The 22,611-nt window shown below is 59.6% G+C and carries 19 protein-coding genes and 1 pseudogene; 12 read left to right on the top strand and 8 right to left on the bottom strand.

Annotation, left to right across the window (positions count from 1 at the left end; all coding sequences use genetic code 11):
* The first annotated feature begins 598 nt into the window (after window positions 1-598).
* The 3 genes from XI06_RS28010 to XI06_RS28000 all read left to right on the top strand — a co-directional run bounded on the left by XI06_RS28010 (window position 599) and on the right by XI06_RS28000 (window position 3,927).
* Window positions 599-1,591, top strand: coding sequence for an ABC transporter substrate-binding protein (locus XI06_RS28010; RefSeq protein ID WP_271607002.1), 993 nt, complete (start codon window positions 599-601; stop codon window positions 1,589-1,591).
* 224 nt (window positions 1,592-1,815) lie between these two features.
* Entirely contained in the window at window positions 1,816-2,784 is a 969-nt protein-coding gene (locus XI06_RS28005; protein WP_271607001.1) for an ABC transporter substrate-binding protein, read from the top strand.
* 186 nt (window positions 2,785-2,970) lie between these two features.
* A complete protein-coding gene (locus XI06_RS28000; protein WP_271607000.1) occupies window positions 2,971-3,927 on the top strand; it encodes an ABC transporter substrate-binding protein in 957 nt (318 codons plus the stop codon).
* Window positions 3,928-4,435: 508 nt separating this feature from the next.
* Here the strand turns inward: XI06_RS28000 and XI06_RS27995 are convergent.
* Window positions 4,436-4,750 (bottom strand): annotated as a pseudogene (locus XI06_RS27995) (DUF459 domain-containing protein); the annotation flags it as partial.
* A 171-nt stretch (window positions 4,751-4,921) separates the two neighbouring features.
* On the opposite strand from XI06_RS27995, the gene XI06_RS27990 reads away from it, so the two are divergent.
* The 5 genes from XI06_RS27990 (at window position 4,922) to XI06_RS27970 (ending at window position 10,501) form a co-directional block, all read left to right on the top strand.
* On the top strand, window positions 4,922-7,255 hold the full coding sequence (locus tag XI06_RS27990) for a TonB-dependent siderophore receptor (protein ID WP_271606999.1): 2,334 nt from the start codon (window positions 4,922-4,924) through the stop codon (window positions 7,253-7,255).
* Between the two features lie 108 nt (window positions 7,256-7,363).
* Complete coding sequence (locus tag XI06_RS27985) at window positions 7,364-8,299, top strand: MarR family winged helix-turn-helix transcriptional regulator (RefSeq protein ID WP_271606998.1); 936 nt, start codon at window positions 7,364-7,366, stop codon at window positions 8,297-8,299.
* A 279-nt stretch (window positions 8,300-8,578) separates the two neighbouring features.
* Window positions 8,579-8,749, top strand: coding sequence for a hypothetical protein (locus XI06_RS27980; RefSeq protein ID WP_271606997.1), 171 nt, complete (start codon window positions 8,579-8,581; stop codon window positions 8,747-8,749).
* Window positions 8,750-8,761: 12 nt separating this feature from the next.
* Entirely contained in the window at window positions 8,762-9,781 is a 1,020-nt protein-coding gene (locus XI06_RS27975; protein WP_271606996.1) for a c-type cytochrome, read from the top strand.
* Window positions 9,782-9,841: 60 nt separating this feature from the next.
* Window positions 9,842-10,501, top strand: a complete 660-nt coding sequence (locus XI06_RS27970) for a GAF domain-containing protein (RefSeq protein ID WP_271606995.1) — start codon at window positions 9,842-9,844, stop codon at window positions 10,499-10,501.
* Window positions 10,502-10,663: 162 nt separating this feature from the next.
* On the opposite strand, the gene XI06_RS27965 is transcribed toward XI06_RS27970, so the two are convergent.
* The 3 genes from XI06_RS27965 to XI06_RS27955 all read right to left on the bottom strand — a co-directional run bounded on the left by XI06_RS27965 (window position 10,664) and on the right by XI06_RS27955 (window position 14,363).
* Window positions 10,664-11,050 carry a response regulator gene (locus XI06_RS27965; protein WP_271606994.1) on the bottom strand — a complete coding sequence of 129 codons (387 nt, stop codon included), beginning with the start codon at window positions 11,048-11,050 and terminating at the stop codon, window positions 10,664-10,666.
* Window positions 11,047-13,095 (bottom strand): GAF domain-containing protein, encoded by a 2,049-nt coding sequence (locus tag XI06_RS27960; protein ID WP_271606993.1) that lies wholly within the window; start codon window positions 13,093-13,095, stop codon window positions 11,047-11,049. The genes XI06_RS27965 and XI06_RS27960 overlap by 4 nt, the downstream gene beginning before the upstream one ends.
* A 461-nt stretch (window positions 13,096-13,556) precedes the next feature.
* Window positions 13,557-14,363, bottom strand: coding sequence for a transporter substrate-binding domain-containing protein (locus XI06_RS27955; protein WP_271606992.1), 807 nt, complete (start codon window positions 14,361-14,363; stop codon window positions 13,557-13,559).
* Between the two features lie 68 nt (window positions 14,364-14,431).
* Between XI06_RS27955 and XI06_RS27950 the strand changes: the two genes are divergently transcribed.
* Window positions 14,432-15,490, top strand: coding sequence for an ABC transporter substrate-binding protein (locus tag XI06_RS27950; protein ID WP_271606991.1), 1,059 nt, complete (start codon window positions 14,432-14,434; stop codon window positions 15,488-15,490).
* A gap of 187 nt (window positions 15,491-15,677) precedes the next feature.
* Here XI06_RS27950 and XI06_RS27945 read toward each other — a convergent pair whose 3' ends face one another.
* On the bottom strand, window positions 15,678-16,646 hold the full coding sequence (locus XI06_RS27945; protein ID WP_271606990.1) for an MBL fold metallo-hydrolase: 969 nt from the start codon (window positions 16,644-16,646) through the stop codon (window positions 15,678-15,680).
* 246 nt (window positions 16,647-16,892) lie between these two features.
* Window positions 16,893-17,339, bottom strand: coding sequence for a nuclear transport factor 2 family protein (locus XI06_RS27940; protein WP_271606989.1), 447 nt, complete (start codon window positions 17,337-17,339; stop codon window positions 16,893-16,895).
* Between the two features lie 286 nt (window positions 17,340-17,625).
* Here XI06_RS27940 and XI06_RS27935 point away from each other — a divergent pair, with 286 nt between their 5' ends.
* Window positions 17,626-18,597 (top strand): ABC transporter substrate-binding protein, encoded by a 972-nt coding sequence (locus tag XI06_RS27935; RefSeq protein WP_271606988.1) that lies wholly within the window; start codon window positions 17,626-17,628, stop codon window positions 18,595-18,597.
* Between the two features lie 848 nt (window positions 18,598-19,445).
* On the opposite strand, the gene XI06_RS27930 is transcribed toward XI06_RS27935, so the two are convergent.
* Both XI06_RS27930 and XI06_RS27925 read right to left on the bottom strand, forming a co-directional pair.
* Complete coding sequence (locus XI06_RS27930) at window positions 19,446-20,372, bottom strand: hypothetical protein (protein ID WP_271606987.1); 927 nt, start codon at window positions 20,370-20,372, stop codon at window positions 19,446-19,448.
* 812 nt (window positions 20,373-21,184) lie between these two features.
* Window positions 21,185-21,463: a hypothetical protein gene (locus tag XI06_RS27925; RefSeq protein WP_271606986.1), complete on the bottom strand. Its 279-nt coding sequence runs from the start codon at window positions 21,461-21,463 to the stop codon at window positions 21,185-21,187.
* A gap of 142 nt (window positions 21,464-21,605) precedes the next feature.
* Here XI06_RS27925 and XI06_RS27920 point away from each other — a divergent pair, with 142 nt between their 5' ends.
* Together XI06_RS27920 and XI06_RS27915 are read left to right on the top strand one after the other, a co-directional pair.
* Window positions 21,606-21,965 carry a hypothetical protein gene (locus XI06_RS27920; RefSeq protein ID WP_271606985.1) on the top strand — a complete coding sequence of 120 codons (360 nt, stop codon included), beginning with the start codon at window positions 21,606-21,608 and terminating at the stop codon, window positions 21,963-21,965.
* A 25-nt stretch (window positions 21,966-21,990) separates the two neighbouring features.
* On the top strand, window positions 21,991-22,542 hold the full coding sequence (locus XI06_RS27915) for a hypothetical protein (RefSeq protein WP_271606984.1): 552 nt from the start codon (window positions 21,991-21,993) through the stop codon (window positions 22,540-22,542).
* The last annotated feature ends 69 nt before the right edge of the window (window positions 22,543-22,611 follow it).

Below are 22,611 nucleotides of genomic sequence, written 5' to 3'. Positions count from 1 at the left end.
GCCCGTTGCTGCCCTTGAGCCTGATTGTCGTGGCGTCTGCTCTTGCGGTAGACCAGACAAACGGCAGGGCTCACGTCCACAGCCAATTTTGACCCATAGGCGACATTGTCGACCAACGGCTCTGCGCACGCCGCGTGCGCGATTTTGTGCCGGATACGGAGCATTGCGATAATCTAAAGAGCTTCAGCAAACGCCAAGGACGGTAGCCGGGTTCTGGAATTGACAACTTCTTAGAGCGGTGGAACTTTCCTGCTGAAGCCGCGACTTACTCAAAATATGCGCAAACTTTTCCCAGACGCGAAAGCGATTTTTCCGTAGGCAATTAGATCAGTCGTTGCACGAATAAGCAGTCATAGGAAACAGAGATGTTTGAGCGCATTTTCCGAAATGCATTTTGTCGGGGTATCGCAATCTCCCTTGCTCCAGCTTGTGCAATTTTAGCCTTGTTGCCCGATGACTGCGAAGCGGATCCCACGTCACCGTGGATTCAGCAGCCTACGTTTGACCCTCATGAGACACGGGGCGATCCTAGCATGAGGGCCTTCCGAGCGACGCTCTGGGGCAGATACACTGCCCGCATTTTGATCGGGGGACCCGAATGCGGCGACGTGAAGTTATCGGCCTTTTAGGTGGAGCGGCAGCTTGGCCGTTTGCGGCGCAGGCGCAATCGGCAAACAGGCAGGCGCGGATCGGGCTGTTAATTCCCGCTGCGGTCGACTCGCCCGCGGCGCATGAAGTTTTCGGTCTGGTTCGACAGGGATTGGCCGATTTAGGCTACATCGAGGGAAGAGACGTCATCTTCTATGAGCGAGGCGGAGATGGCTCGATCGAACGGCTCGCGGCAATGGCTGCCGAGATCGTCAGCCTGAAGGTCGATATCATCGTCGCCATTGCTACCCCAGCTGCACGCGCCGCGCAGCGGGCCACTTCAACCATTCCTATCGTTGTCGGCTCTGTCGGCGATCCCGTGCTGGACGGACTTGTGGAGAGCCTGTCACGCCCGGGCGGAAACATTACAGGCACTACATTCCTCGGCCCGGAATTGGTTGCCAAGCAGCTTGCGTTAATTAGGGAATTGCTTCCGGCTGCCTCTCGGCTCGCGGTCATTTGGAATCCGCGGGCGTTCAGTGAAGCGACCACCGCGGGGATGGTGAAGCAGGCCGCAGAGGCCGCCAAAGGTCTTGGCCTTGAGCTGCGCTACGTTGCAGTGCCCGGTCTCGATTTCGAGGGTGCATTCGCGGATGCTGCAAATGGGCAACCCGACGCGCTGTTTCAGTTCCCGAACCCGATATTTTTCGAAAACCGGAAGCGTCTGGTCGACCTAGCGGCACGATATCGGCTGCCTGGAATGTACAATGCGCGAGAGTTTGTCGTGGTCGGTGGACTAATCGGTTACGGTGCTAGCCCGCTCGGATTGAATCGCCGGACCGCATTCTTCGTCGACAGAATACTTAAAGGCGCCAAGCCAGCCAATCTACCGGTCGAGCAGCCAACGAAGTTTGACTTTGCCATAAATCGAACAACTGCGAAGACACTTGGTATCAACATCCCGCAAACCCTTCTTGCTGCCGCCGACGATGTTATCGACTAGGGTCATTGACTTCCGTGTCTGGCCCATCGCTGCCGCGTCCCACGGCCGAGGATATGTCCGCTGTCCAATGCGGACCGGACCCAACTCAAACCGCGCCAAACTGTACCGATTGACCCATGGGAGACACTACCCCGAATCCTTGTGCGCGTCGAAAGTCGGTGCGACCTTTGTCAAAGTCCTTGTGCAAAGTTAAGATGCTGCTCCTACAGGGGTGAGAGCACGGTATGCGACGTCGGGATTTCATAACCGGTGGTTTGGCCGCGGCGTGGCCCCTCGCTGCGCGCGGGCAGCAAGTACGCAAGCTTCCAGTGGTCGGTTTCCTCATCCCCGGCACTGAACAGTCGCACGGCAAGTGGGTCGCCGCCTTTACAAAACGCATGGCCGAACTCGGCTGGACCGATGACCAGACAGTGCGCCTCGAATATCGTTGGGCCGCCGGACATCCCGAGCGCTACCCAGAATTCGCCACTGAATTCGTCCACCTCAAAGCGGCGGTCGTCGTGACCTCGATCAATGACGGGGTGACCATCCTCAAGCAGACGGCGCCCGAGATGCCGATCGTTCACACCGCGATGCTTTCGGGATCACCGTTCATTGCGAGCCTGTCGCATCCGGGCGGCACGGTGACCGGGCTATCGCAAATTGGATCGGAGCTTGGCGGCAAACGTCTGCAGCTCCTTCGCGACGTTGTTCCCCAGCTTCGACGTGTCGCCGTGCTCGGGGTCGATAGAGATGTCAAACGTGTTCCGGAAACGGAGCAGGTCACTGCGGCCGCCAAACTACACGGCATCGAGGCCGTTCCGCTCGTGGTGAGCAAGCTCGACGACGTTGCCCCGGCGATTGCTTCGGTGAAGGGCAATGCGGAAGCGCTGTACGTAATCATCCATCCGTTCATCAGCGTCAATCAGATCGTCATCAATACATTGGCGCTCGAAGCTCGCTTGCCGACAATGCATGGCTTGCCTGAGCACGTCAGGTCTGGTGGCCTGATGTCGTATGGCCCAAGCTTTGAAGACCTCTTCGCCCGAGCTGGAAACTACGTCGATAAGATTTTGCGCGGCGCCAAGGCCGCCGATTTGCCGGTCGAGCAACCGGTCAAATTTGATCTCGTCGTCAATCTGAACATCGCGAAGGCGCTGGGATTGAGCGTGCCGGTGTCGCTACTCTCAAGTGCGGACGAGGTGATCGAATAAGCTCCGAGTTCCGGTTTTGGCCCGTGGCTGACCTTAGCTCAGAGCCGCCCGGAGTCCGCTTCCTGAAGGTGAGCCGAAGAGGGCGATGTATGCTGGCCAAGGCTGCCTTTGACCCGCTCCGGACATGAGCAGTATGGCCTACCACGTGATCGATTGAGTGGGTAAAGTGCGAAGTTTGGAGGTGGTATGCGGCGGCGGGACTTTCTAACCCTTGCAGGCACGGTGGCGTGGCCGCTTGTCGCGCGTGCGCAGCAACCGGAAATGCCGGTGATCGGCTATCTGTCCGAGAACACTGTTTCGGCGGATATACACGGGGCCTTCCTGCGAGGTATGTCTGCTTTGGGCTACTCAGAAGGCAAAAACTTCGCAATCGAGGACCGACACAAGCCGCGGTCGTTGCCTGAAGCTGCGGCTGATCTGGTTCGTCGTAAGGTGAACGTCATTTTCGCGTCGAACCCGGGTGCACTTTCCGCCGCCATCAAAGCCACCACCAGCATACCTGTGGTTGGAGTGGATTTGGAGAGCGATCCGGTTGCAAAGGGATACGTTCAAAGTATTGCCCGCCCTGGCGGCAATGTCACAGGAATGTTTTTAGATATCCCGCAGCTGTGCGGAAAGCACCTAGGTTTGCTGAAGGAAATCTTTCCCGGCTTATCTCGCATAGCCATCCTTGGAATACCCGGCACGAACGCCCCGCAATTCGCAGCGACTGAGACCGCAACGCGGGGGGCCGGGGTCGAGGCTGAAGTTCTGGAGGTTAGGACCTCTGATGACTTACAGGGTGCCTTGGAGAAGGCAAGAGTGCGGCCTGTCGACGCCGGTATCCTGTTGTCATCCCCATTTATGTTCCAGTATTCGAAACTAATCGCCGAGCTCGCGCTCGCCAAACGGCTTCCGCTCATTTCTTTATTCGCCGAGTTTCCGAGAAACGGCGGCCTCATGGCTTATGGACCGAACTTAGACGACATGTATCGAAGATGCGGGGAATATGTTGGCAAGGTTTTGCGCGGTGCAAAGCCAAGCGAGTTACCGCTACAGCGTCCGGAGACATTCGATCTGATCATCAATCTCAAAACTGCCACTGCGATTGGTGTCGAATTGCCAGCACGTCTTCAACTGCTCGCGAATGAGCTGGTCGAATAGACTTCGGAATTCCCGTGCGGATAATAGGGGTTTGGTGAACCCGCGCGCGATCCTCCCGTTGTGATCGCCAGCCGGCTTTACACTAGCTTGATTTCGCGCGCTTTCTCAAAGGTCACTTCTTGGCCCATCCGTATCCCACGACCGAAGACACGTCGGTCTCCAGGGGTAGACCGGACCTAACTTGAACCGCGCCAAACCGTCGCGATTGACCCACACGAGACATTGGCGATCATAGGCTCAGGGTCTTCCAAGTGATGCTCTTGGACAGATACACTCCCGCATTCTGTTTTCGGGGGAATGGAATGCGGCGACGCGAATTTATGGGCTTTGTAAGTGGGGCGGCAGCTTGGCCGTTCGTGGCGCAGGCGCAATCGGCACCGAGGAAGGCGCGGATCGGCCTGCTAATCCCCGCCGCGGCCGGCTCGCCGGCCGCGCGTGAAGTTTTCGGCCTGGTTCGGCAAGGATTGGCCGATTTAGGCTACGTCGAGGGAAGAGACGTCATCTTCGAGGAGGAGGCGACCAGCGGCAGGATTGGTCCTGCGAGGGGCCGCGCCGCGGGCTGACCGGGCACGGCATTGGCATCGGGCGTTGCAGGCTCGGTCGGCAGGGCGAGCGGCGCCGAACGTGCGGCCAGCAGCCGCGTGATTTCGCGCTCGACATAATGAGCGAGCTTCCGTGCGCCCGGTTTAGTGAAATAGATGCCGTCATAGGAGCGCAACTGGCGGATCTGGCCTTCGAAGTCGGGACCCTTCTGCAGGAAGCCGCCGGCTTCGTCGACAAATCCATCCCAGACATCGACATAGGTGATGCCGCTCTTGGCGGCGGTTTTCACTGAAAATAAAACGAATGAAAAATCGCGCCGTTTATAACAGAAGTTGCCCATTCTTGCCTGCCGCTCTTTATCGCTGACCATCGCACGCGTCGGGTTCCAAGTGGAGTTGCGCAGATCGCGGCGCCCTTCTACAATTTCGGGACATCGGGACTGGGGGCAGCCTTGGAAAGAGAAAAGCTCGAGCACCTCGCCGGGCGCCCGTTGCGGCTGAACCTCGAGGACAGGTTGCGCATTTTCGTGCGTGCCGCGCGGCGGATGGGCTTGGCTACACTGATCGCGGCCGGGCAGATCGCTCCGATCTCGGCGCAAGACGCTGATCGAATACCCGACCGCACTGTTACGCCGTCGACGCGCTTGCCGCCAGTATCGGTGTACCCTGACCGTAAACGCACTGAGAAACCCAAGTCCGGCAAGCCAGCGGTTGTGGCTTCGCCAGCTGCACCCAGGGCGAAACGCGCAAACGTGCCGGCGCTGCCCGATGGCGTCATACTGAATGGTGGCCCGCCCGCGACGCAGACCACCGCCGGGCCGGTCAGCGGGTATCGCGCGCTCACATCGGCTTCGGCAACGAAGACCGACACACTGATCGAGCGCATTCCGCAGGCGGTTGCGGTCATCCCGCGCGCCGTGCTCGATGATCAGCAACCGCTCGGGCAGATGGATGCGCTGCGCAACATCTCGGCCGTGACACCGATGTCGGCCAACACTTTCATCGGCTATGCCTACAAGGTGCGTGGCTTTCCGGCCGACCGCTATGTCGACGGCCTGCCGAATTATTATGATGGCGGTGACAACACCTCGCTGGTCAACACCGAACGGATCGAGGTGCTGAAGGGGCCGGCCGGCATTCTCTACCAGGGCGGTATCGGCCCTGTCGGCGGCATCATCAACACGGTCTCGAAGTTGCCGATCGAGACCAGGTTCGCCGAAATCGGCTTCACGGCCGGCGGTTACCAGCTTGGGAATGCGTGGTTCGACGTCAACCAGCCGCTCACGAACGGAGGCACGGCGCTGTTTCGCATCACCGGTGAGTTCGAGAAATCCGGCGACTTCGTCGACGTGATCGAGCACCGCCGCTACGCACTCAATCCGACGCTTCTCTTCAACGACCATGACGGCACCCGCCTCACCATCCAGGGCAGCTTCTCGTCGCGCTCGTTCCAGAACTACACCGGCCTGCCCGGCGCAGGCACGGTCGACCGGTCGCTGTTCACGATTCCGCCGACGCTGTTTCCCGACCGCGCCGACCTCGGCCGCAGCTGGACGACCTATAACGGCCTGACCGTGCATCTCGATCACGAGTTCAATGCGGTCTGGTCGGCCAACGCCACGACCCGCGTCAGCGAGATGCGCCTCGATCAGTTCGGACATTTCCTCGGCACCGACACCCCGCTGTTCGGCTCGACGTTCCCCTTTCTCAGCTTCCATTTGCCTGTTGATACGCGCGAGGTTGCGTCGAACGCCAACGCGGTCGCCAAATTCGCGATCGGGCCGACCAGGAATACGGTTCTGTTCGGGGCGGACAGCGATCGTGTCGCCGACAAGATCCGCGACGATGTCGGCTTCGCCGGTCTCGTCGACTTTGCCAATCCGGTGTTTCCCGCCTACACCCCGCCGACCACGCCCGCGTTCAACTCTGACAACCTTTACGTCAACAGCGGGCTGACCGCGCAGTGGCAATCGGACATCTATGAGCGGCTGCACCTGCTCGCGGGCGTGCGTCTCGCCAATGTCTATATTCACGGCACCGATACGGTTGCGGGCAGCGATTTCGTCACCAATGCCTGGAAGCCGCTGCCGCGGGTCGGCGCCGTGGTCGATCTCGTGAAGGGCGTATCGGCGTTCGCCGACTATTCGCAAGGCTACCGCGGTGTCCCCTTCTTCAATGCCGCCGGAGCGCCGAAGCCCGAGGAGGCCGAGCAGACCGAGGCCGGGTTGAAGCTCGCGCTGCCGTCCGGCTTTGCCGGCACGCTAGCATGGTTCACCAACACGCGGCGCAACGTCATGAACCTGCTGCCGGGCAGCCCCTTCCTCGCCACCCAAGTGGGCGAGCAGCGCGCCGAGGGATTTGATGCGGACCTGACCTGGCAGCCGCTCGCAGGCCTTTCGATCCTTGCCAGCTACGCGCACGTGAAGGCCATCGTCATTCAGGATCAGCTCTACGCACCCGGCACCGTGCTCGAACGCGTGCCGCGCGACTCCGGCCGACTCTGGGTCAACTACAAGGTCCAGGACGGATGGCTGCGGAATATCGCGGTCGGGGCCGGCCTTTACGCCGCCTCCTCGCAGGCCGTGGCACTCGACAACATCTATTTCACGCCGCGGTATGTGACGTTCGACGGTAAGATCGCCTACGAGACGGATCATGGGACCATCGGCGTAACAGGGAAAAATCTCGCCGACCACCGCTATTTCGTGCCCTATGCGAGCGGCTCCGGATACATCATGCCGGCCGAGGGACGCACCGTTCTCGCTTTCGCCAGGCTGAGATATTGAGCGGAGCAACTGGGCATTCCGTGCAAGTCGCCGGGTGCCTCGTCTGGAAAACATTGCGCAGATCGGCGCGGCCTTGTACTTTCCTGCTGAGGAAAGACGGGGGCGGCCTTGGAAAGAGACGAACTCGAGCGCCTCATCGGGCGCCCGCTGCGATTGAGCTTCGAGGACATTCTCAACCATCCCAGGCTGCCGGAGGCGCGGCACGCCTACCTCAAGAGCTTTTCCACGGTCTACGAAGGCGATCAATTCCTGGTCCGGCTTCTGCTTCAGGCAGGACGGTTCTTCGTTTTTCACAATGCGGCGGTGCTCGAAGCCGCGCAGGATCCGTCCCGGCGGGAGACTTGGTTCACGGTCGCAGCCCTGAAGCGGCAACTGGCCATGTTCGGATATGCGAGCGCGCGGCAGGTGGATCATCTCTTGGAGCGGCTGTGCGAGGTCGGATTCATGGAGCGGCGCCGCGCGCCGCAAGACGGGCGCGTGCGGTTGCTTGCGACCACGGAGAAGCTGCGTGCGCATCACGCCAACTGGCTTGCGGCGCATACCGTCCCGCTCGCCATGCTGTACCCCGAGCATGATTACAGCCCGGCCCTGTCGCGAGATCGCCTTTACCACGTTCTCCATTGCCGCGCGTCTCTGCCGCTCCATCCAGTCGCCGCGCGCCTGATGATGACCCTTCCCGACACGTTGCTGTTTTTTGCTCACGCCGCGGGACCGTTGATCCAGAACGCACTGCTGAAGGCCGCGATGGATGCGAGCGATCCGGCCGCAGCGATCCCCTACATGGAAGTTGCCCAGCGACTGGGCGTTTCCCGAACCCACGTCCGCAATCTGATGGACTCCGCGGAAGCGGCGGGTCTCGTCAGGATCGTGGGACGCGGCGGCCATAGCGTCGAGATCCTTCCCCGCCACTGGGTGAGCTACGACCGCGGCCTGGCCGTCGGAATCTATCTGCATGATGCTGTCAATCTCGCCGTGATGCCCGAGTGGACGAAGCGCCGGGCCGAGGACATGGCTCGGCCGCTTGCCGCTACGGCTGCCGGTTAGCAAGCAGACTCATCGAAGCCGCAGCCATAACCCCCATCGCGGGCAGAAGCCGAGCGGCCAGCCGAGGACGCGCCCGGCAGCTTGCCGTCTGATCGCGGGTCGGCCTGTCACGGCCATTTTTCAGCGTCCAAGGTATATGCGCAAAGTTTTCCGGACGCATCAGCCCCGGGACGGCTAATTTGCCATCGGCTGGAGGATTTTTCATGAGAGTGATTTGTGGTCGGCGTTTTGCTCGGTAACCCTTTGCGTATTTGAGACAGCCATTTTTGGAGGAATTGCATGTCGGAGACGGTCGACGTTCTGTTGTGGTGTGCTGCACTCGCCACGTGGCTCATGATGTTCTCCAAGATCGTCATCGAAAGCGTGAAAAAGCTCGTGCTTTTCGTCCGCGGCAGAACGAGCAAGCTTCGGCGAACACCGCCCGACCGGCATCAAAGCGCTGGTCGATGAGAGGCCACGACCTTGAATTTCATTCTGATCTCCTTGAAACGAATTTCGTTGTGCGCATTGGGCCTATTGGCGGTCGTGATTTCTATAAGTGCGGGCGGCCTTACGCTGCGGGGCGTTGGCCTGTCGGCCGCCCTGGCATCCGATGGGCTTCCGGCCTGGGCCTTCTTGTGGGACCCGACCGTCCAAGTGCCCTCGCCCACCGACACGCCCAATACGCTTCCAGGCAGCAACGCCGCGTTCAGCTGGAAACAGGCGCGAGATCTTTTCGCCGCGCTCGACTGGCATCCGGACGCCCATCCAGCGATGCCGGACATTGTCGCCAACGGACGCAAGCCCGACATTCGCGCGTGCGGAGCATGCCATCGCGTAGGGGGCACCGGCGGCCCCGAGAATGCCAGCCTCGCCGGTCTGCCTGTTGCCTATTTCGTCCAGCAGATTGCCGACTTCAAAAGTGGAGCGAGAACGATGTCCGGCCCTCAGAGGCCGTCCACACAATTCATGTTGGCCTCAGTCAAGAGCATGACGGACACCGATATTCTGGCCGCTGCGGAATATTTCGCCGCGCTCAAGCGCAAGCCGATCATCAAGGTGGTCGAAACGGAGACGATTCCGAAAACAGGACCGTCGCGTCTGTTTTACGTGAGGAGTCCGGATGGGGGCGTTGAACCGCTCGGCCAGCGCATCGTCGAGATGCCCGACGACGTCAATCAGTTCGAGCTTCGCGACTCACGGGCGACATTCACGGCTTACGTCCCGATCGGAAGCCTCGCGAAGGGAGAGGCGCTGGCGAAGACTGGCGGATCGGGCGTGACTGCCGCCTGCGCTCTCTGTCACGGACCGGACCTGAAGGGCGTCGACGCCATCCCGGCGATCGCGGGCAGATCGCCGACCTACATCATGCGCGAGCTCTACGAATTCCAGCACGGCGGCCGATCGGGAGAGGCCAGCGCCCCGATGAAACAGACCGTCGAAAAGCTGTCGCAGGACGACATGATCGCCCTTGCTGCCTACGTCAGCTCGCTCGATCCATAAAATCGCGTTCCCGGAAGGTGATTTGGCGATAATATGCCCGTCTCGGGTCGGGGGGTCGGTATGGCGCGTCCATCGGCGGCAGTCAGCGGTGCGCGCAAGCAGCGCACTCGCAAGGCTGCAAAGACTGCGGTAAAGAAGCCGCGGCGCAAATCCGCATCAGTTGCGGAGCCGCACGCCCAAATGACTGCAGCATCGCGCGTGCTGGAGCTCATTGCAAAATCGCCGTCGGACCTGCAGCCGGTGTTCGACGCCATCGTTCAGACCGCGGTACGGCTCGTTGGCTGCGAGACGGCTTCCATCCAGCGTTGCGACGGGAAGCATTTCTGGAGCTTTGCCAGGTGCAGGCATGAAGATGGCTTCTTAAATTCCCGCCTAGCGCCGATTGAGCCCAGCGCCAACCTTCCCTCGCGGGCCATTGTCAGCAGAAAACCCTTGCACCTGCCGGATTGGTCGCAGATCGAGCTTCCCGAATTCGAGCGCCGCATCCGGGAACAACTGGGTTACCAATCGGCCGTCTATCTGCCCCTGCTGCGCGAACAAGAATGTATCGGCGTGCTCGGCCTCGCTGGGTCACGGCCCGGCATGTTCGGGGAAACCGCTATTGCTCAACCTGAGTTTCTTCGCATTTTGACGCGAAGCGGTCTTGGCTGCTCAGGCAATGGCAGTTTGCGACTGCTCATTGAAAGGGTAATCTTGCCCAAGGGGGGCAGGATGGGATGACCAAGACTTCTAGAACAATAGGCGTGCTGCGACCGGGGTGGCGCATCGCGAGCGCGAACGACAGAGCTCGTTTGGGAGCGAGTAGGGTAGGCTCGAGGCTTCATTTCCGCCTCTGATGCTGTGGACGGCTCCTCCACCGGCACGAGAGTGCCTATCCTCTCATTAAACCGGCTCCAAACGTCGATCGATCTCATGGCGAAGGAGGCTAAAATCGATCGGTTTGGTCAATAGACCAGCCGCTCCCAGTGTCGTCGCCTTCTTCTTCGTCTCGTCGTCTCCATAGGCGGTGATCATTATTACGGGCACGTTGGGGCGTGCGGACTTCACATGAGCCAGCATTTCCAGCCCGCTCATGCCGGGCATGTTGATGTCGGACAGGATTAATATCAGCGACGGATCGGCGATGGCCTTGACCTGCTCAAGCGCAGCCGACGCCGAGTTGGCAAACTCCATCACGAACCGGCTTGCGCGCAGATCGCGCCGGAAATGCTGCCGGAACATGCTCTCGACATCCGGCTCGTCGTCGACAACGAGAATATAGGTAATCACTTTGTCTCTCCGGGTAGTTTTTGCGCGCCACTCTTGCGTCGCAAAGTGACGATGAACTCGGTGAAGGCGCCCGGCTCCGTCTCGACCTCGATCGAGCCGCCATGCTGTTTGACGATGATGTCGTGGCTCATCGACAGACCCAATCCTGTGCCCTCGCCGGCGGGCTTGGTCGTAAAGAAGGGATTGAAGATCTTTTCCCGGGCCTCGGGCGGGATGCCGGTGCCGTTGTCGCGGATGCGGATTTCGACCTGATCGCCCTGCGCCCTTGTCGTCGCCGTCACCAGCGGTTCAAAATCGGCAGCGCCTGATGCCGCAGCCCTGCGCTGGCTGACGGCATAGAACCCATTGGAAATCAGGTTTAGCAGCACGCGCGTGATTTCTTGCGGGAACACTTCGACCGCGCCGGCGACGGGGTCGAAATCACGATGCAGCGTCACCTGGAAATCGGAGTTTTCCGCCCGCGCGCCGTGGTAGGCCAGGTTGAGGCTCTCGTCGACCAGCGCATTGATGTCCGCCGGACGGTGCTCGCCAGAACCTTCGCGGGAATGCAGCAGCATGTTCTTGACGATGGAATCAGCGCGCTTGCCGTGGCGGACGATCTTGGACAAATTGTCCTTCAACATCTCGGTCAGCTCGTCGACGTCATTGCGGAGCTGCTCGGCAAGTTCGGCTTGCGCAAGAATGTCCTTGAGCTCGTCGGTGAGATCGAGCGAGAGCGCCGAGAAATTATTGACAAAATTGAGCGGGTTCTTGATCTCGTGCGCGATGCCCGCGGTGAGCTGGCCGAGCGAGGCCAGCTTCTCGGTCTGAACCAGTCGGTCTTGCGCCGTGCGCAGATCTTCGAGCGATTGCTCGAGCTCGCGTGTCTTGGCCTGCACTTCCTCGAACAGGCGGACATTGCCGAGTGCGATCACGGCCTGGTCGGCGAAGGTTTTTAGCAGGGCGACCTGCTTGCCGCTGAACGGATGCACTTGGGTGCGGCGCAGCAGGATTGTTCCGATGCTCTCGCCCTTGCGCAATAGGGGTACACTCAACATAGTACGAACGCCGATACGGCGAGCCGCGAGCTGTCCTGCCGGAACCTGCTCGCCCTCTTTGGATAGGACGTCGTGGATGTGCACGGACTCCCGATCCACGAAGGCCCGCCCCGCCGCCGACGCTCGGTCTATGGGCCACTTCTCCACGGTGAACTCAAGTGGTCCATGATGGGCGCTGAAACGAAGATATTGCCCATCCCGTAAATAGACGATCGCATCATCTGCTTCGCAAAGCTCGCAGGCGTTCTCGACTATTGCCTTCAGCACGGGCGCGACATCGGTCGGCGATGACGCGATGACATTCAGGATATTGGCGCTGCCGGTCTGGTAGGTCAGCGCCTCAGTGAGGTCGCGCGCCTTGGCCTGGGCCTCGTCGAACAGGCGGACGTTCTCGATCGCGATCAGCGCCTGGTCGCGGAAAGATTCAGCGAGCGCGATATCTTTTTCTCCAAACAGGTTCGCCCGTGTGCCGGCGACCGACAGCAGACCAATACATTTATTGTCACGGAGCAGCGGCATGAACAGAGCGGTCTGAATCCCCAACCTGTCCTGGATCATACGTTCGTGGGGCGGCAGCTCGATAAGCGACCAATCCGGCAGATGCACGGTTTTCTTCTGGACAATCGCCCGAGAGGGGAAGTTGGCAGCCGGGTCGATCTTGACACGCGGCATGTTGACGAGCGGGAGCCGGCCCTCCGTGCCCCACCAGGTGATCGTCCAGAAGCACTCGTCGTCGCAGCGCTGGATGAAGGCGCGGTTGCATCCGAGCAGCCGAATGGCCGTCTGGGCAATAACGTCGAAAACCGGCTGCGCGTCTGCGGGGGATTGGCTGATGACACGCAGGATATCGGCACTAGCCTGCTGCTGGAGCTGGGCAGTCTCTAACAGGCGTTTTAGACGCGCGTCTTCTAATTTGAGAACGCTCTTTTGGTCTCGGGCCTTGAGTTTGCTTGCAGCGGACCTCGCCGCACCTCCTTGCGGTAGCTTGCCCGCGCGGATCTTTTTCATGCGGCTAGGGCCTGAGGAACGGGATCGCGTTTCTCCCTTGCTTCTCTTTCTCATGGATATACAGCCGAAACGAGATACAACGTCGCCATTTTAGTAGCGCCTGCACCAGAGCTCTATTCGAAATACATCGTCAATTGCTATCGAGCCTCTAAGCCACTTCTCCATTCGTCGCAAGCGGCGCCTTATCTATCTGCGATTCCAACAGCAAGGCTTTCTAAATGCCACTTCAAAGAAGAGTTCCGCATTCTTCGACAACTGTCACATCATGCTGTGAAATCTAATTGGTTCGAGAGCGCAACAAGCTAAAGAGCGCGTACGAAGGACAGGAGATGGCGGTACAGAGCTGCCAAAGATGCGTTCATCGATCGCGTTCTTGTAGAAAAGCGGATTCGGAGGTGACGACCGTTACCTACCCGAAGCGGCCCTACTTATGAATCGCTAACGGCTCATGATCCGACGGATCAGCTTCGTTGTTGCGGGAGTTGAACACCTCTCAATCCGACTTCGTTGATGGCCTTCTGAACTGTTCCGTCAGCCCGAATTTGATTCACGAAAGCATCGATCACCGGCAGCACTGCTACCGCTCGCTTTCGTACACCTATCGCCATTTGCACCACGTTAAAATGTCCGGGGAGGACACGGGCACCTGGAAGAGTATCGGCGACAAGATAGGCGAGATGCAGATTGTCTCCGTAGACATCAGCTTTGCCCATTGCGAGCGCCTCGAGCGCCGGCTCAAAGCCACCGGCCAGAGGCACGATCTCCGCGTTTTTGATGAGACGCTGCAATACGCTATGAGGGGCGCTACCAATTGCCACCGCGATCTTTATTCCGGCTTGGTCCACGTCTTCGGCGCGTTCCAGGGTTGCGCCCGGACGCGCAACATAGCCATTCGCGACCTCCATGAATGTCTCGCTAAATGCCAGATATTCGGCACGAGATGGATCGCGAGCTGCAAGACCGATGTCCCAGATGTCGCTTGCCAGGCTTTCATCATACTCCTTCGGATTGTCGTACGGCCTAAACTCGACAGGCACTGAGAGGTAAGCTGCGAGTGCCTCAGCCAAGGCAATAGAGACGCCTCCCAACGTCCCGTCGCGGCGGAGCGTTATGAGTACAGGGTTGGAGGCAATAACTGCCGCCCGAAGCTTGCCGGTTGGCGCCAATATGCTTGCAATCGGCAGTGTTTGCGAATTTCCTCGAGACTGCATAGAAGCTGTCAACAACAAAGTGATGGTTGAAATAATAGTATCTCGTCGCGACCACATGGCTTGCCCCAAAAGCGCTATACTGCGTTTCGTATGACGGTATCATAACCCACAGAGGCTCCGTCGCGTTGATCCGATTGGAAAACATTGCGCAGATCTTCGCGCACTACTCGACCTTGAACCCGCATGGGGCTCGCACGGGCGTGCGGCGGCGCCAGTTCATTGTGTTTCTTTGTAGCGTTGCGGCGACACGGCCCGTTGCATTGCTCGCGCGAGAGCCAACGTCCGTCATCGGCTATCTTGGCAGCGCATCGCCAGAGGCTTGGTCGACAAGATTGAAGGCCTTCCGGCAAGGCCTCAGCGAAGCCGGCTTCGACGAAGGGCGCAATCTCATAGTGGAATATCGCTGGGCGGACGGCAATCTCGGTCGCCTGCCACAACTTGCGAACGAGCTCGTCGCGCGCAATGTCGCCGTCCTCGTCACGCCGGGGAGTGCGCCCGCGGCACTTGCCGCCAAGACGGCGACTACGACAATCCCGATTGTTTTTGAGACCGGTGCCGATCCGGTCGAGGCCGGTCTCGTGACGAATCTCAAGCATCCTGGTGGCAACATTACAGGCGTAGCGGCTCTGACGTTTGAGACAGGTCCGAAACGGCTCGCGATCCTTCGTGAGTTGCTGCCGTCGGTTGGTCTGATGGCCGTGCTTGCCAATCCGGCTGCTGGCGACGGGGTCGGACGCCAGGTCAAGGATTTACACGAAGCCGCAACGCAACTGGGGCTTAAACTTGCGATCCTACAGGCGAGCAACGATCGCGAACTGGAAGCTGCATTCGCAAAGGCAAAGGAGATGCGCGCCGGCGGACTGATCATTGTGGCCGATCCATTTGCCAACAGCCGTCTCAAAGAAATCGCGGACCAAGCACTAAACGCAGCATTACCATCGATCTTCGTGAATTCGCAGTTCGCCTCAGTCGGCGGGTTGATTAGCTACGGTGGGACCATTATCGAAACACACTATCTCGCAGGCGGGTATGTCGGGCGGATACTGAAGGGCGAGAAGCCTGGCAACCTCCCTGTGGTGCAAGGCACCAAGCTTGAACTGATCGTGAATCTTAAAACTGCGAGGGCGCTGGGTATCGGCGTTCCGCTCTCTTTGCTGGGACGTGCCGACCAAGTAATCGAATAGGTCTAGTGTGGCTGGAATAACGAGTCTGCTTGTGGCCCGAAGGCAAACATCGCGACGGCCTCTGACGTGTCAGCAATCGAGGCCAGAACGGACATAACCGCGACGCGGCCAAACCATCGCAATTGGCCCATTGCGGACGTTCCTTTCACCTGGGGAGATTACGAACTGTTGCGCTGAAATGCGCACTTCACAACAGGAAGGTTTTTCCGACCGCTGAAGGCACGACGCGATCTCCGAATTGCTTCGTCATCGCGCCGAGCGCCCGCCAGCCGGTGCAGTGCGCTGCGGCGATTACGTCCAGGTTGAACTTGCCTAGCGCTTCGACGGTGTCGGGGATGATGCTCTCTGTTGCGCCGGCGAGGTGAAAGCCGCCGAGCACGCCGTAGATCGGTATGTCGGGGAAGCGATGGCTGGCGTGCGTCAACACGTTGATCAGGCCGGCGTGCGAGCAGGCCGTAAAGACGAACAGGCCCTTGTTCGCGATATGAACGGCAACGAAGCGCTCATCCATCAGAAGTTCGTCAGGCTTCCATTCGCCGCGTTCGTTCAATTGATGCTGGCCGGGTAATCCCCGTTCGAAGGCGGTTACGCGCGCGATCTCGCCGCTGATATAGAACGATCCGGACAGTGCGGACTGTTCTTCCTTCGTGACGATCAATTGCGCCCCATTGCCGGCCAGCACACTCTCGCTGGGAATATCCTCCATCGGCATGAAGCGGCCATCCGGCCACTTGATGGCGCGCGGGCCGAACATGCCGGGATGCATGTAGGTCGGCACTGGCTTGCCGCCATTGGCCGATGTGATCATTTGAAGGGCGCGCGGCATGGCCGCGGCATGATCCCAATGGCCATGAGAGAGCATCATGGCATCGACTTTCCCGAGGTCGAGTCCGAGCCTGACGACGTTGCGTTCGAACACCCACTCATCTGGCCCGGTATCGAACAGCAGAGATCGAGACGAGGTCCCGGTTCGGGCCGTGATCAGGCAGGACAGGCCATGGGCAGCGCAACACAAGCACTTGCCGCCGAGCCATTTCATTCCGCGCCGCCAGGCACCGGCGAACTCCGTTTCCACGAACTTCGGCGTTGATGAGAGACTATCGGTGACATTGTCGATAACGACAGTGATTTCCAGGCTGTCGACCGGCTCGATCATCAATTCCTCCCCAACCCCACGACGTCTGCATCAAAGGCCTCATCCCGAAGAGAGCCTGCCGGGAACTTGCGGTTTGTCAAGTTGGGGTTCTGCAAGCACCGCTTACGAAAACGATCGGGTAGGGAAATGTCTCCGCCTGACCCTGAGCGAACCCAACATGGTCGCGATGCGCAAAACGTCCGCTCGGCACCGGCGCTCCCAACACTATGGAATCGAGTCGACGCATGCGCGCCGATTGCAGCGGCATCACGGGATAGGAAAAGGCAAGATGGTCGCCAATCTCCAGCCATCCGCTGTGCGAACATAGGTCTGAGTCAGAAGAAAATTCCGAGGTTGGGCCGTCTGGCCCGGCGGAGCGATTGTAAACACGGCGGGAACAAACAGCTGCGCGGCTCCCGCCGACAGCTCGCTCACCTTGATCTCCTCGAGCTTAGGTTCAAGCAGCCACGTTCCCTTGTAGTTTTCCTCAAAGCGCTTCAATGCGGCGTCGCGACCCCAAACCGGAGTGTTGCGGGTGATCCAGAGGAACTGAGGTGAATTCAGAAGAAACTCACCAACGGCCTTGAGGTCGTGCGCATTCTGGGCCGCGATAAATTTCCCAAATTGCACCTTTACCTCGTCTTCCGTTCCGGCGTGTGCTGCGGTTGCAGCAAACAAGATCGCAGCAATCGAACATGCAAAGGAAGCTTTCACGTCGATCTTCCGCCGTGGGTTCACCCGATCCGATATTGCGACATCTCGAAGGGCGTTTCGCAAGCTGGAAGTCACGATACCCGCAAAGTTTTCCAAAAGTCAGCTTGCCCTCCTCAGCCCACCAAACCGATGTCGGCTCGTGGCCCAGGCTGTGTGATAGGGCAGCCTTTGACCCAACTGCGACATCAACAGCTCCCAAATATACGTCAGTCAACCGGTTTCCGCGTCTTCCAAGTGCAGAGTTTGGACTGGTACACTGCCGCATCCTGATGCTTCGGGGGCATGCATGCGGCGGCGTAAATTCATTATCCTGATTGGCAGCGCAGCGGCGGTTTGGCCGCGAGTTGCCCGGTCACAGCAGTCGGCCATGCCAAAAGTTGGGTTTGTATGGACCGGCTGGCCCGACGACGACGTAAGTAGTGCTGGCCTGCGCCAAGGGCTATCGGACAGAGGCTATGTGATCGGGCGCAACCTCGCGTTCGAAGATCGGTATGCCCGAGGCGATCTCGAAAAGATACCGGCGCTAATTGACGAGCTTCTTGCTCTCAAGGTCGATGTTCTCGTTACGGTGGGTACCCAGAGTAGTCTCTTGGCGCGCCGCGCGACTTCCACCGTGCCGATCGTCAGCGGCAGCGGCGATCCCGTAGGTTCGGGGCTCGCGTCCAGCCTCGATCGACCAGGAGGTAATGTAACCGGCGTGTCGGTGCTCGCCGGTGACTACAGCTCAAAGTGGCTGGAATTGATGAAAGAGGCGCTGCCGAGGCTGCGTCGCGTAGCAGTGCTTTACAATCCCGATAATCCAGCAATCGCAAAGGAAGCAAATCAGTTACGGATATCAGCCCGTGCACTTGACTTAGATATCGCAACTTTTTTGGGAAGACCGGGAGAGATCGATAGCAGTTTCGTGGAAATCGCCGGCGGCGGTTTTGATGGGTTCATTGTCACCACTGACGCTTCGATTGAACCGCAGCTCTCTCGCATCATTGCATTCGCTGCAGAGCATCGGTTGCCAGCACTCTATTCGTTCGGTACGGCGGTCCAACAAGGCGGGCTGATGTCTTATGCGGTCGATTTCTTTTCGATCTGGCGTCGCGCAGCGCACTATGTCGATAGAATCTTAAAGGGAGCCCGCCCGGCGGACCTACCCATAGAGCAGCCGACGGCGGTTTTTTTGAAGATCAACCTCAAGACTGCCAATGCCCTTGGCATTACAATCCCCCCAAACCTGCTCGCCCGGGCCGACGAGGTAGTCGAATAGCGATGCTATTTGCTGCGGAGCGTAAGTCTCCTGTTGTGAAGGGTTTCGGATGCCGGCCGCAGCGGTGACGGCGCGGCATATTCGGGCGGCCGGCGTCCGAAAGCCTCCAAAGGAGGAAACCGCGCTGGGGGGACGTAGGACAATGCCGCGTGATCGAGCTAAGTCGTGTCAAACAACCTTCAGACGATCAGGAAGATCGCCTATGGGGATTTAATGTTTGGCGGCACCTGTACTTTCAACGACTTGGCCGTAGTAAAAATACCACACCACACAATCTAGACGTGAGTTCCTCGATATTTGAATCCCGTGATGCAAACTGATCTCCAGCGACCTGGAAAGCCCCCGGAGCTACCTGAGCCGAAACTGTTTCGAACTGCTCGTCAAGAGCATCACCGCATTTGTAACCCTGCTTGCGTCGAGATTCCTGGACTTGGTGCAATTAGCGCGACGGTGCGCACAATCACGATCAAGAATGACGGCTTCGAGTTGGCTCTTGTGCAACGGTTGGTTGCTCTGCCACGAACTTTCAGATCAGCACGTCCTCGATCATCGGACCATCGCCAGCTACGGCCCCGCTCGTCACGATGAGCTGTCGCCTATTGCTTCGCCGTGTCGCCAGCCGCAGCGTTCTACCGCGCGAGCGGTTTAGTCCTCTGGCCCTTCTCGGAAGTCCGACAACGTCCGCTTTCGCGCCGCTCTTGGAGGACAAGCGGACATCAGGTGCGCCTACTCTCAGCGACAGATTTTATGAGTACGCACCCTACCAAGACCTTCGCATCACGATCTTCACCGACCGTCGGCGCCTTCGCCTCCGTGGTCGGCGTCTCGGCCGGCGCTGGCCCCAAGCGTCACAAGATCGGTTGCCAGACTTTGGTGCCGACGTGCTCGCCGGTCACCATCTTGGCGGCAAGGGATGCGCTCAGACACTGCAGACCTACGCGAACTCTCATACGATTGTCGGCACCCGGGATGGGATCGAGGAATTTGATCAGCCCGTTCCGGCGAGCCGTGTTGTGAATTGTCATCCCGGGCCGCTCGCCGACTGCGAAATCGGCTCCGGGCTGGATGTAGAAGGTCTTCTTGCCGGCGTAGAACCCCTCGGCGACCAGTCCACGGTATTGTATCCGATATCGCTCCGTCGGCGGCGCCGGCATCTCATCTGGTTCGACCGGGACGACATCCTGAAGAACGCGGGCGCTCGGCAGCACCCGCGTCCGCGACGGAGCAGTGCCGGCGCGCTCAGGAGGCTGGAATCCGGCAAGCCCGAGAAGCAATTCCGAAAGCCGAACAAGCTGCTCAAGCCCCGGATCCTCTTTGAGCCCGCTCCCGAACGGTCTATCAGAATTCGCGAGCGGAACCCCCGCCGCATAGAGCCGATCAACGAGCCGCGCTTCGAGATAGCTGGCTTGGAGTTTGTCGAAACGTGGATCCCATGAGTAGAGAATGTAGACGTTTGCCCCGGCCTTGAGATCGGCGCCGAGCCGGTCACCCATCTTCCGGTCGCCATTTCCGTGGCCGACGTAAACGAGCTTTTGGACGATCACATAGCAGACGTACGCGGCTGCTGCTGGGAGAAGGGACTTCAACGCGCGCAACCGCGAGAGCGGACCGAACACGGCGGACAGCGTGTAGCCTGGCGCCTGCACCCTGCGGAGTCCGCTCAGCGTGCCTTCTAAAAGCTCCGTCGTCGCGTTGAAAGAAGTAGCGGCGCCGGTCGTTGTAGGGGCGTCCACCAAAATCGAGCGTTGCGGTTTCTTTCCGCGGTCACGAGCCATGACTGATCCATCCAGAAGTAATCGGTGTCTTTTTGTAACCGATTAAGTCGGCACTGCAAAGCTCCGCTGGCGCGAAATGCATGCCTTCGGCTCGTTTGGTTAAAAAGATTCCAAAACCACGAGAACGTTTGGCAGGAGATGCTTGCGTCGCCCATCTTCACCTGTGTCGCGGACGGGAAAGGCGAACGCCTTCGCCTCTGCTCGATGTAGCCCTCGTGAACTCGACGCCGAACTTTCGTTGCAAGACCTCGGCGACCGCATCAAGTACGGCGACGCGTCGGTAGTCCATCACCGCGGCGCTGTCGTTTTCAAGTGAAACGATTGCCTTCCGCGATACGCCCGCGTGTTCAGCCAGCGTAGCTTGATCTATGCCGACGAGACCGCGCGCCGCACGGATGAGGAAAGGCAGCGGCCAAACGTTCTCTACGGGTATTTCGGTCGGCATTGCTGATCGAGTTTCTATTTTTGCCGCTCGGCTCCGGCGACTCACTCGGTCAGAATAGCTTACGGCCGCATCGCATTGAAGTTGGCGACGCGTCGTTCCCAAAAGGCTTGCGGCATGCTCCCTATCACGCCGGAGCCTCGGTGGGCGGCTGGATCCGCCACGTTACGTCGCCTTCCCCTGGAAGAAGCTCGACGACCAATCGCAGGTGGTCGCGAAGTTGCGGTCAGCGTACAGGTCGTGGCCGGTGACCCATTAAGCGATCGTTCTTGAATGCAGCCGGCTTTCGCGCCCCTGCGGCGAATATCCGCAGTCGGTGCTTATTCGCCTCGCGCGGGCGGCACGGGTTCCGAGCCAGGCCCCGCTCGCGCTACTTCCGGAAACGCACGCCTTCGCCAGAGTTCTGGGATGCTGCGAAAAATTCAATGCCGTATTTGTCTTCCAGCACTCTCTGCATTGCCTCGAGGATTTTCCGACGACGAGGATCCATCCTTAAGCTCTCGTCCGTCTCTACCACGCTCACCGCTTGTCGAGTCACGCCAGCCTCCAAAGCTAAAGTGGCCTGGTCAACACCGGCCAGCGCCCGCCCGGCACGGATAAGACGCGGAGAAGGCCAAACATCGCGATCGGGCAAGACTTTGTTAACCATGTCCTAAGCTTTGCTGGAATTTTTCCAGCGAACGTTGACTTTGCCGCCTAGATCGCCGACATTATTCCAGCGATCGTACGCTCGGTTCTGTCGCCGAGCCAGATACGTCGAGTGTCGAAGCCGGCGTCGAACCGGCTTTGGTGTGGAAGAAGCCGACGAGGGCCAAATGATGTTTTCCGATGCCGCAAACCCGCCCTCCGAAGCCCTCATCAGCTTTCGTAATCCCATCCCCGCCACGCCCCATGCATTCCTTCCGCCGCGTTTGAAGGCTGCCGGGCGCGACTCAGCCCATTGCGGACGCTACATCAGCGGCGCCGCTTGGCAAACCGACCGGCTGTGCTTCGCCTCCGCCGAGAACGCGCGGATCGACGTGCAGCATCGCACGTACCGCAATTTCGGCTGCGAGCGTGCTGAGGACCTCACCGAAGCTTGCGACGTCCTGCCGGGTCCCAATCTGCTGTTGTCTCTGCGCCACCCGCGAAAGGGAACGACGCGCGACTGACGGAGCAGCAAAGGACAAAAACGCTATGCGCGAGAATGAGGAAGACACCATGACATCCGCGTTGCCCGGTTCTGCGGCGAAGGTTCGCTTGGCAGCGTACGATTTGGCAAGTGCCCGGCCCTGGCCTTTCAAGGCAGAGGACAGCTCGCCGTTGGCGTGGTGGCGGAGGCTCCCGTCACAGGCGTTCGGCGAACCAGAGCGCCGTCACTTGGGCGCAACGCTCAAGCAGATCAACGTGCTGCAGGCCGAAGATGACCTTACGGCCGCGATAAAGGGTGATGCGGCCGCGGCCATCGAGGTCACGTTCACGCTGATGCCGATGAGCAAAATTTCGTTGAAGGCCGACATCACGATGACGGCGCTCCTGCGCTGCGCAGGGGAGGGCAATGCGGCGGCATGCCTGGTTCTGGCTCAGGTTTTGGGATTGACCGACCTTGGCCATTCCTACGCTAGAGAGCTCGCGACCTCATGGCTCGCCTACGGTCGGCTGTGCTCGGAAAATACCCGCGAATTCAGCAATGCTGGGGACGTGCTGCTGACCGCTTTCCAGGAACGTCAGCAAGAGCAAGATGCATGATCGTCCTGTTTCTCATCCAGATCGCGAGGGCGCTCGGCAAGTGCAACCAAAACGGCTGCACGGCCGAGG

This window comes from Bradyrhizobium sp. CCBAU 11434, from assembly GCF_028128895.1.
Lineage (GTDB): Bacteria > Pseudomonadota > Alphaproteobacteria > Rhizobiales > Xanthobacteraceae > Bradyrhizobium > Bradyrhizobium zhengyangense.
The sequence above is the reverse complement of the archived record's forward strand: the minus strand, read 5'-3'. Positions and strand labels throughout refer to the sequence as shown.

Bases quoted from the DNA above. Each gene is read 5' to 3' on its own strand.
- XI06_RS28010 (WP_271607002.1), top strand. From the start codon at position 599: ATGCGGCGACGTGAAGTTATCGGCCTTTTAGGTGGAGCGGCAGCTTGG.
- XI06_RS28005 (WP_271607001.1), top strand. From the start codon at position 1,816: ATGCGACGTCGGGATTTCATAACCGGTGGTTTGGCCGCGGCGTGGCCC.
- XI06_RS28000 (WP_271607000.1), top strand. From the start codon at position 2,971: ATGCGGCGGCGGGACTTTCTAACCCTTGCAGGCACGGTGGCGTGGCCG.
- XI06_RS27980 (WP_271606997.1), top strand. From the start codon at position 8,579: ATGTCGGAGACGGTCGACGTTCTGTTGTGGTGTGCTGCACTCGCCACG.
- XI06_RS27970 (WP_271606995.1), top strand. From the start codon at position 9,842: ATGGCGCGTCCATCGGCGGCAGTCAGCGGTGCGCGCAAGCAGCGCACT.
- XI06_RS27960 (WP_271606993.1), bottom strand. From the start codon at position 13,095: ATGAAAAAGATCCGCGCGGGCAAGCTACCGCAAGGAGGTGCGGCGAGG.
- XI06_RS27955 (WP_271606992.1), bottom strand. From the start codon at position 14,363: ATGTGGTCGCGACGAGATACTATTATTTCAACCATCACTTTGTTGTTG.
- XI06_RS27945 (WP_271606990.1), bottom strand. From the start codon at position 16,646: ATGATCGAGCCGGTCGACAGCCTGGAAATCACTGTCGTTATCGACAAT.
- XI06_RS27935 (WP_271606988.1), top strand. From the start codon at position 17,626: ATGCGGCGGCGTAAATTCATTATCCTGATTGGCAGCGCAGCGGCGGTT.
- XI06_RS27930 (WP_271606987.1), bottom strand. From the start codon at position 20,372: ATGGCTCGTGACCGCGGAAAGAAACCGCAACGCTCGATTTTGGTGGAC.
- XI06_RS27925 (WP_271606986.1), bottom strand. From the start codon at position 21,463: ATGGTTAACAAAGTCTTGCCCGATCGCGATGTTTGGCCTTCTCCGCGT.
- XI06_RS27915 (WP_271606984.1), top strand. From the start codon at position 21,991: ATGCGCGAGAATGAGGAAGACACCATGACATCCGCGTTGCCCGGTTCT.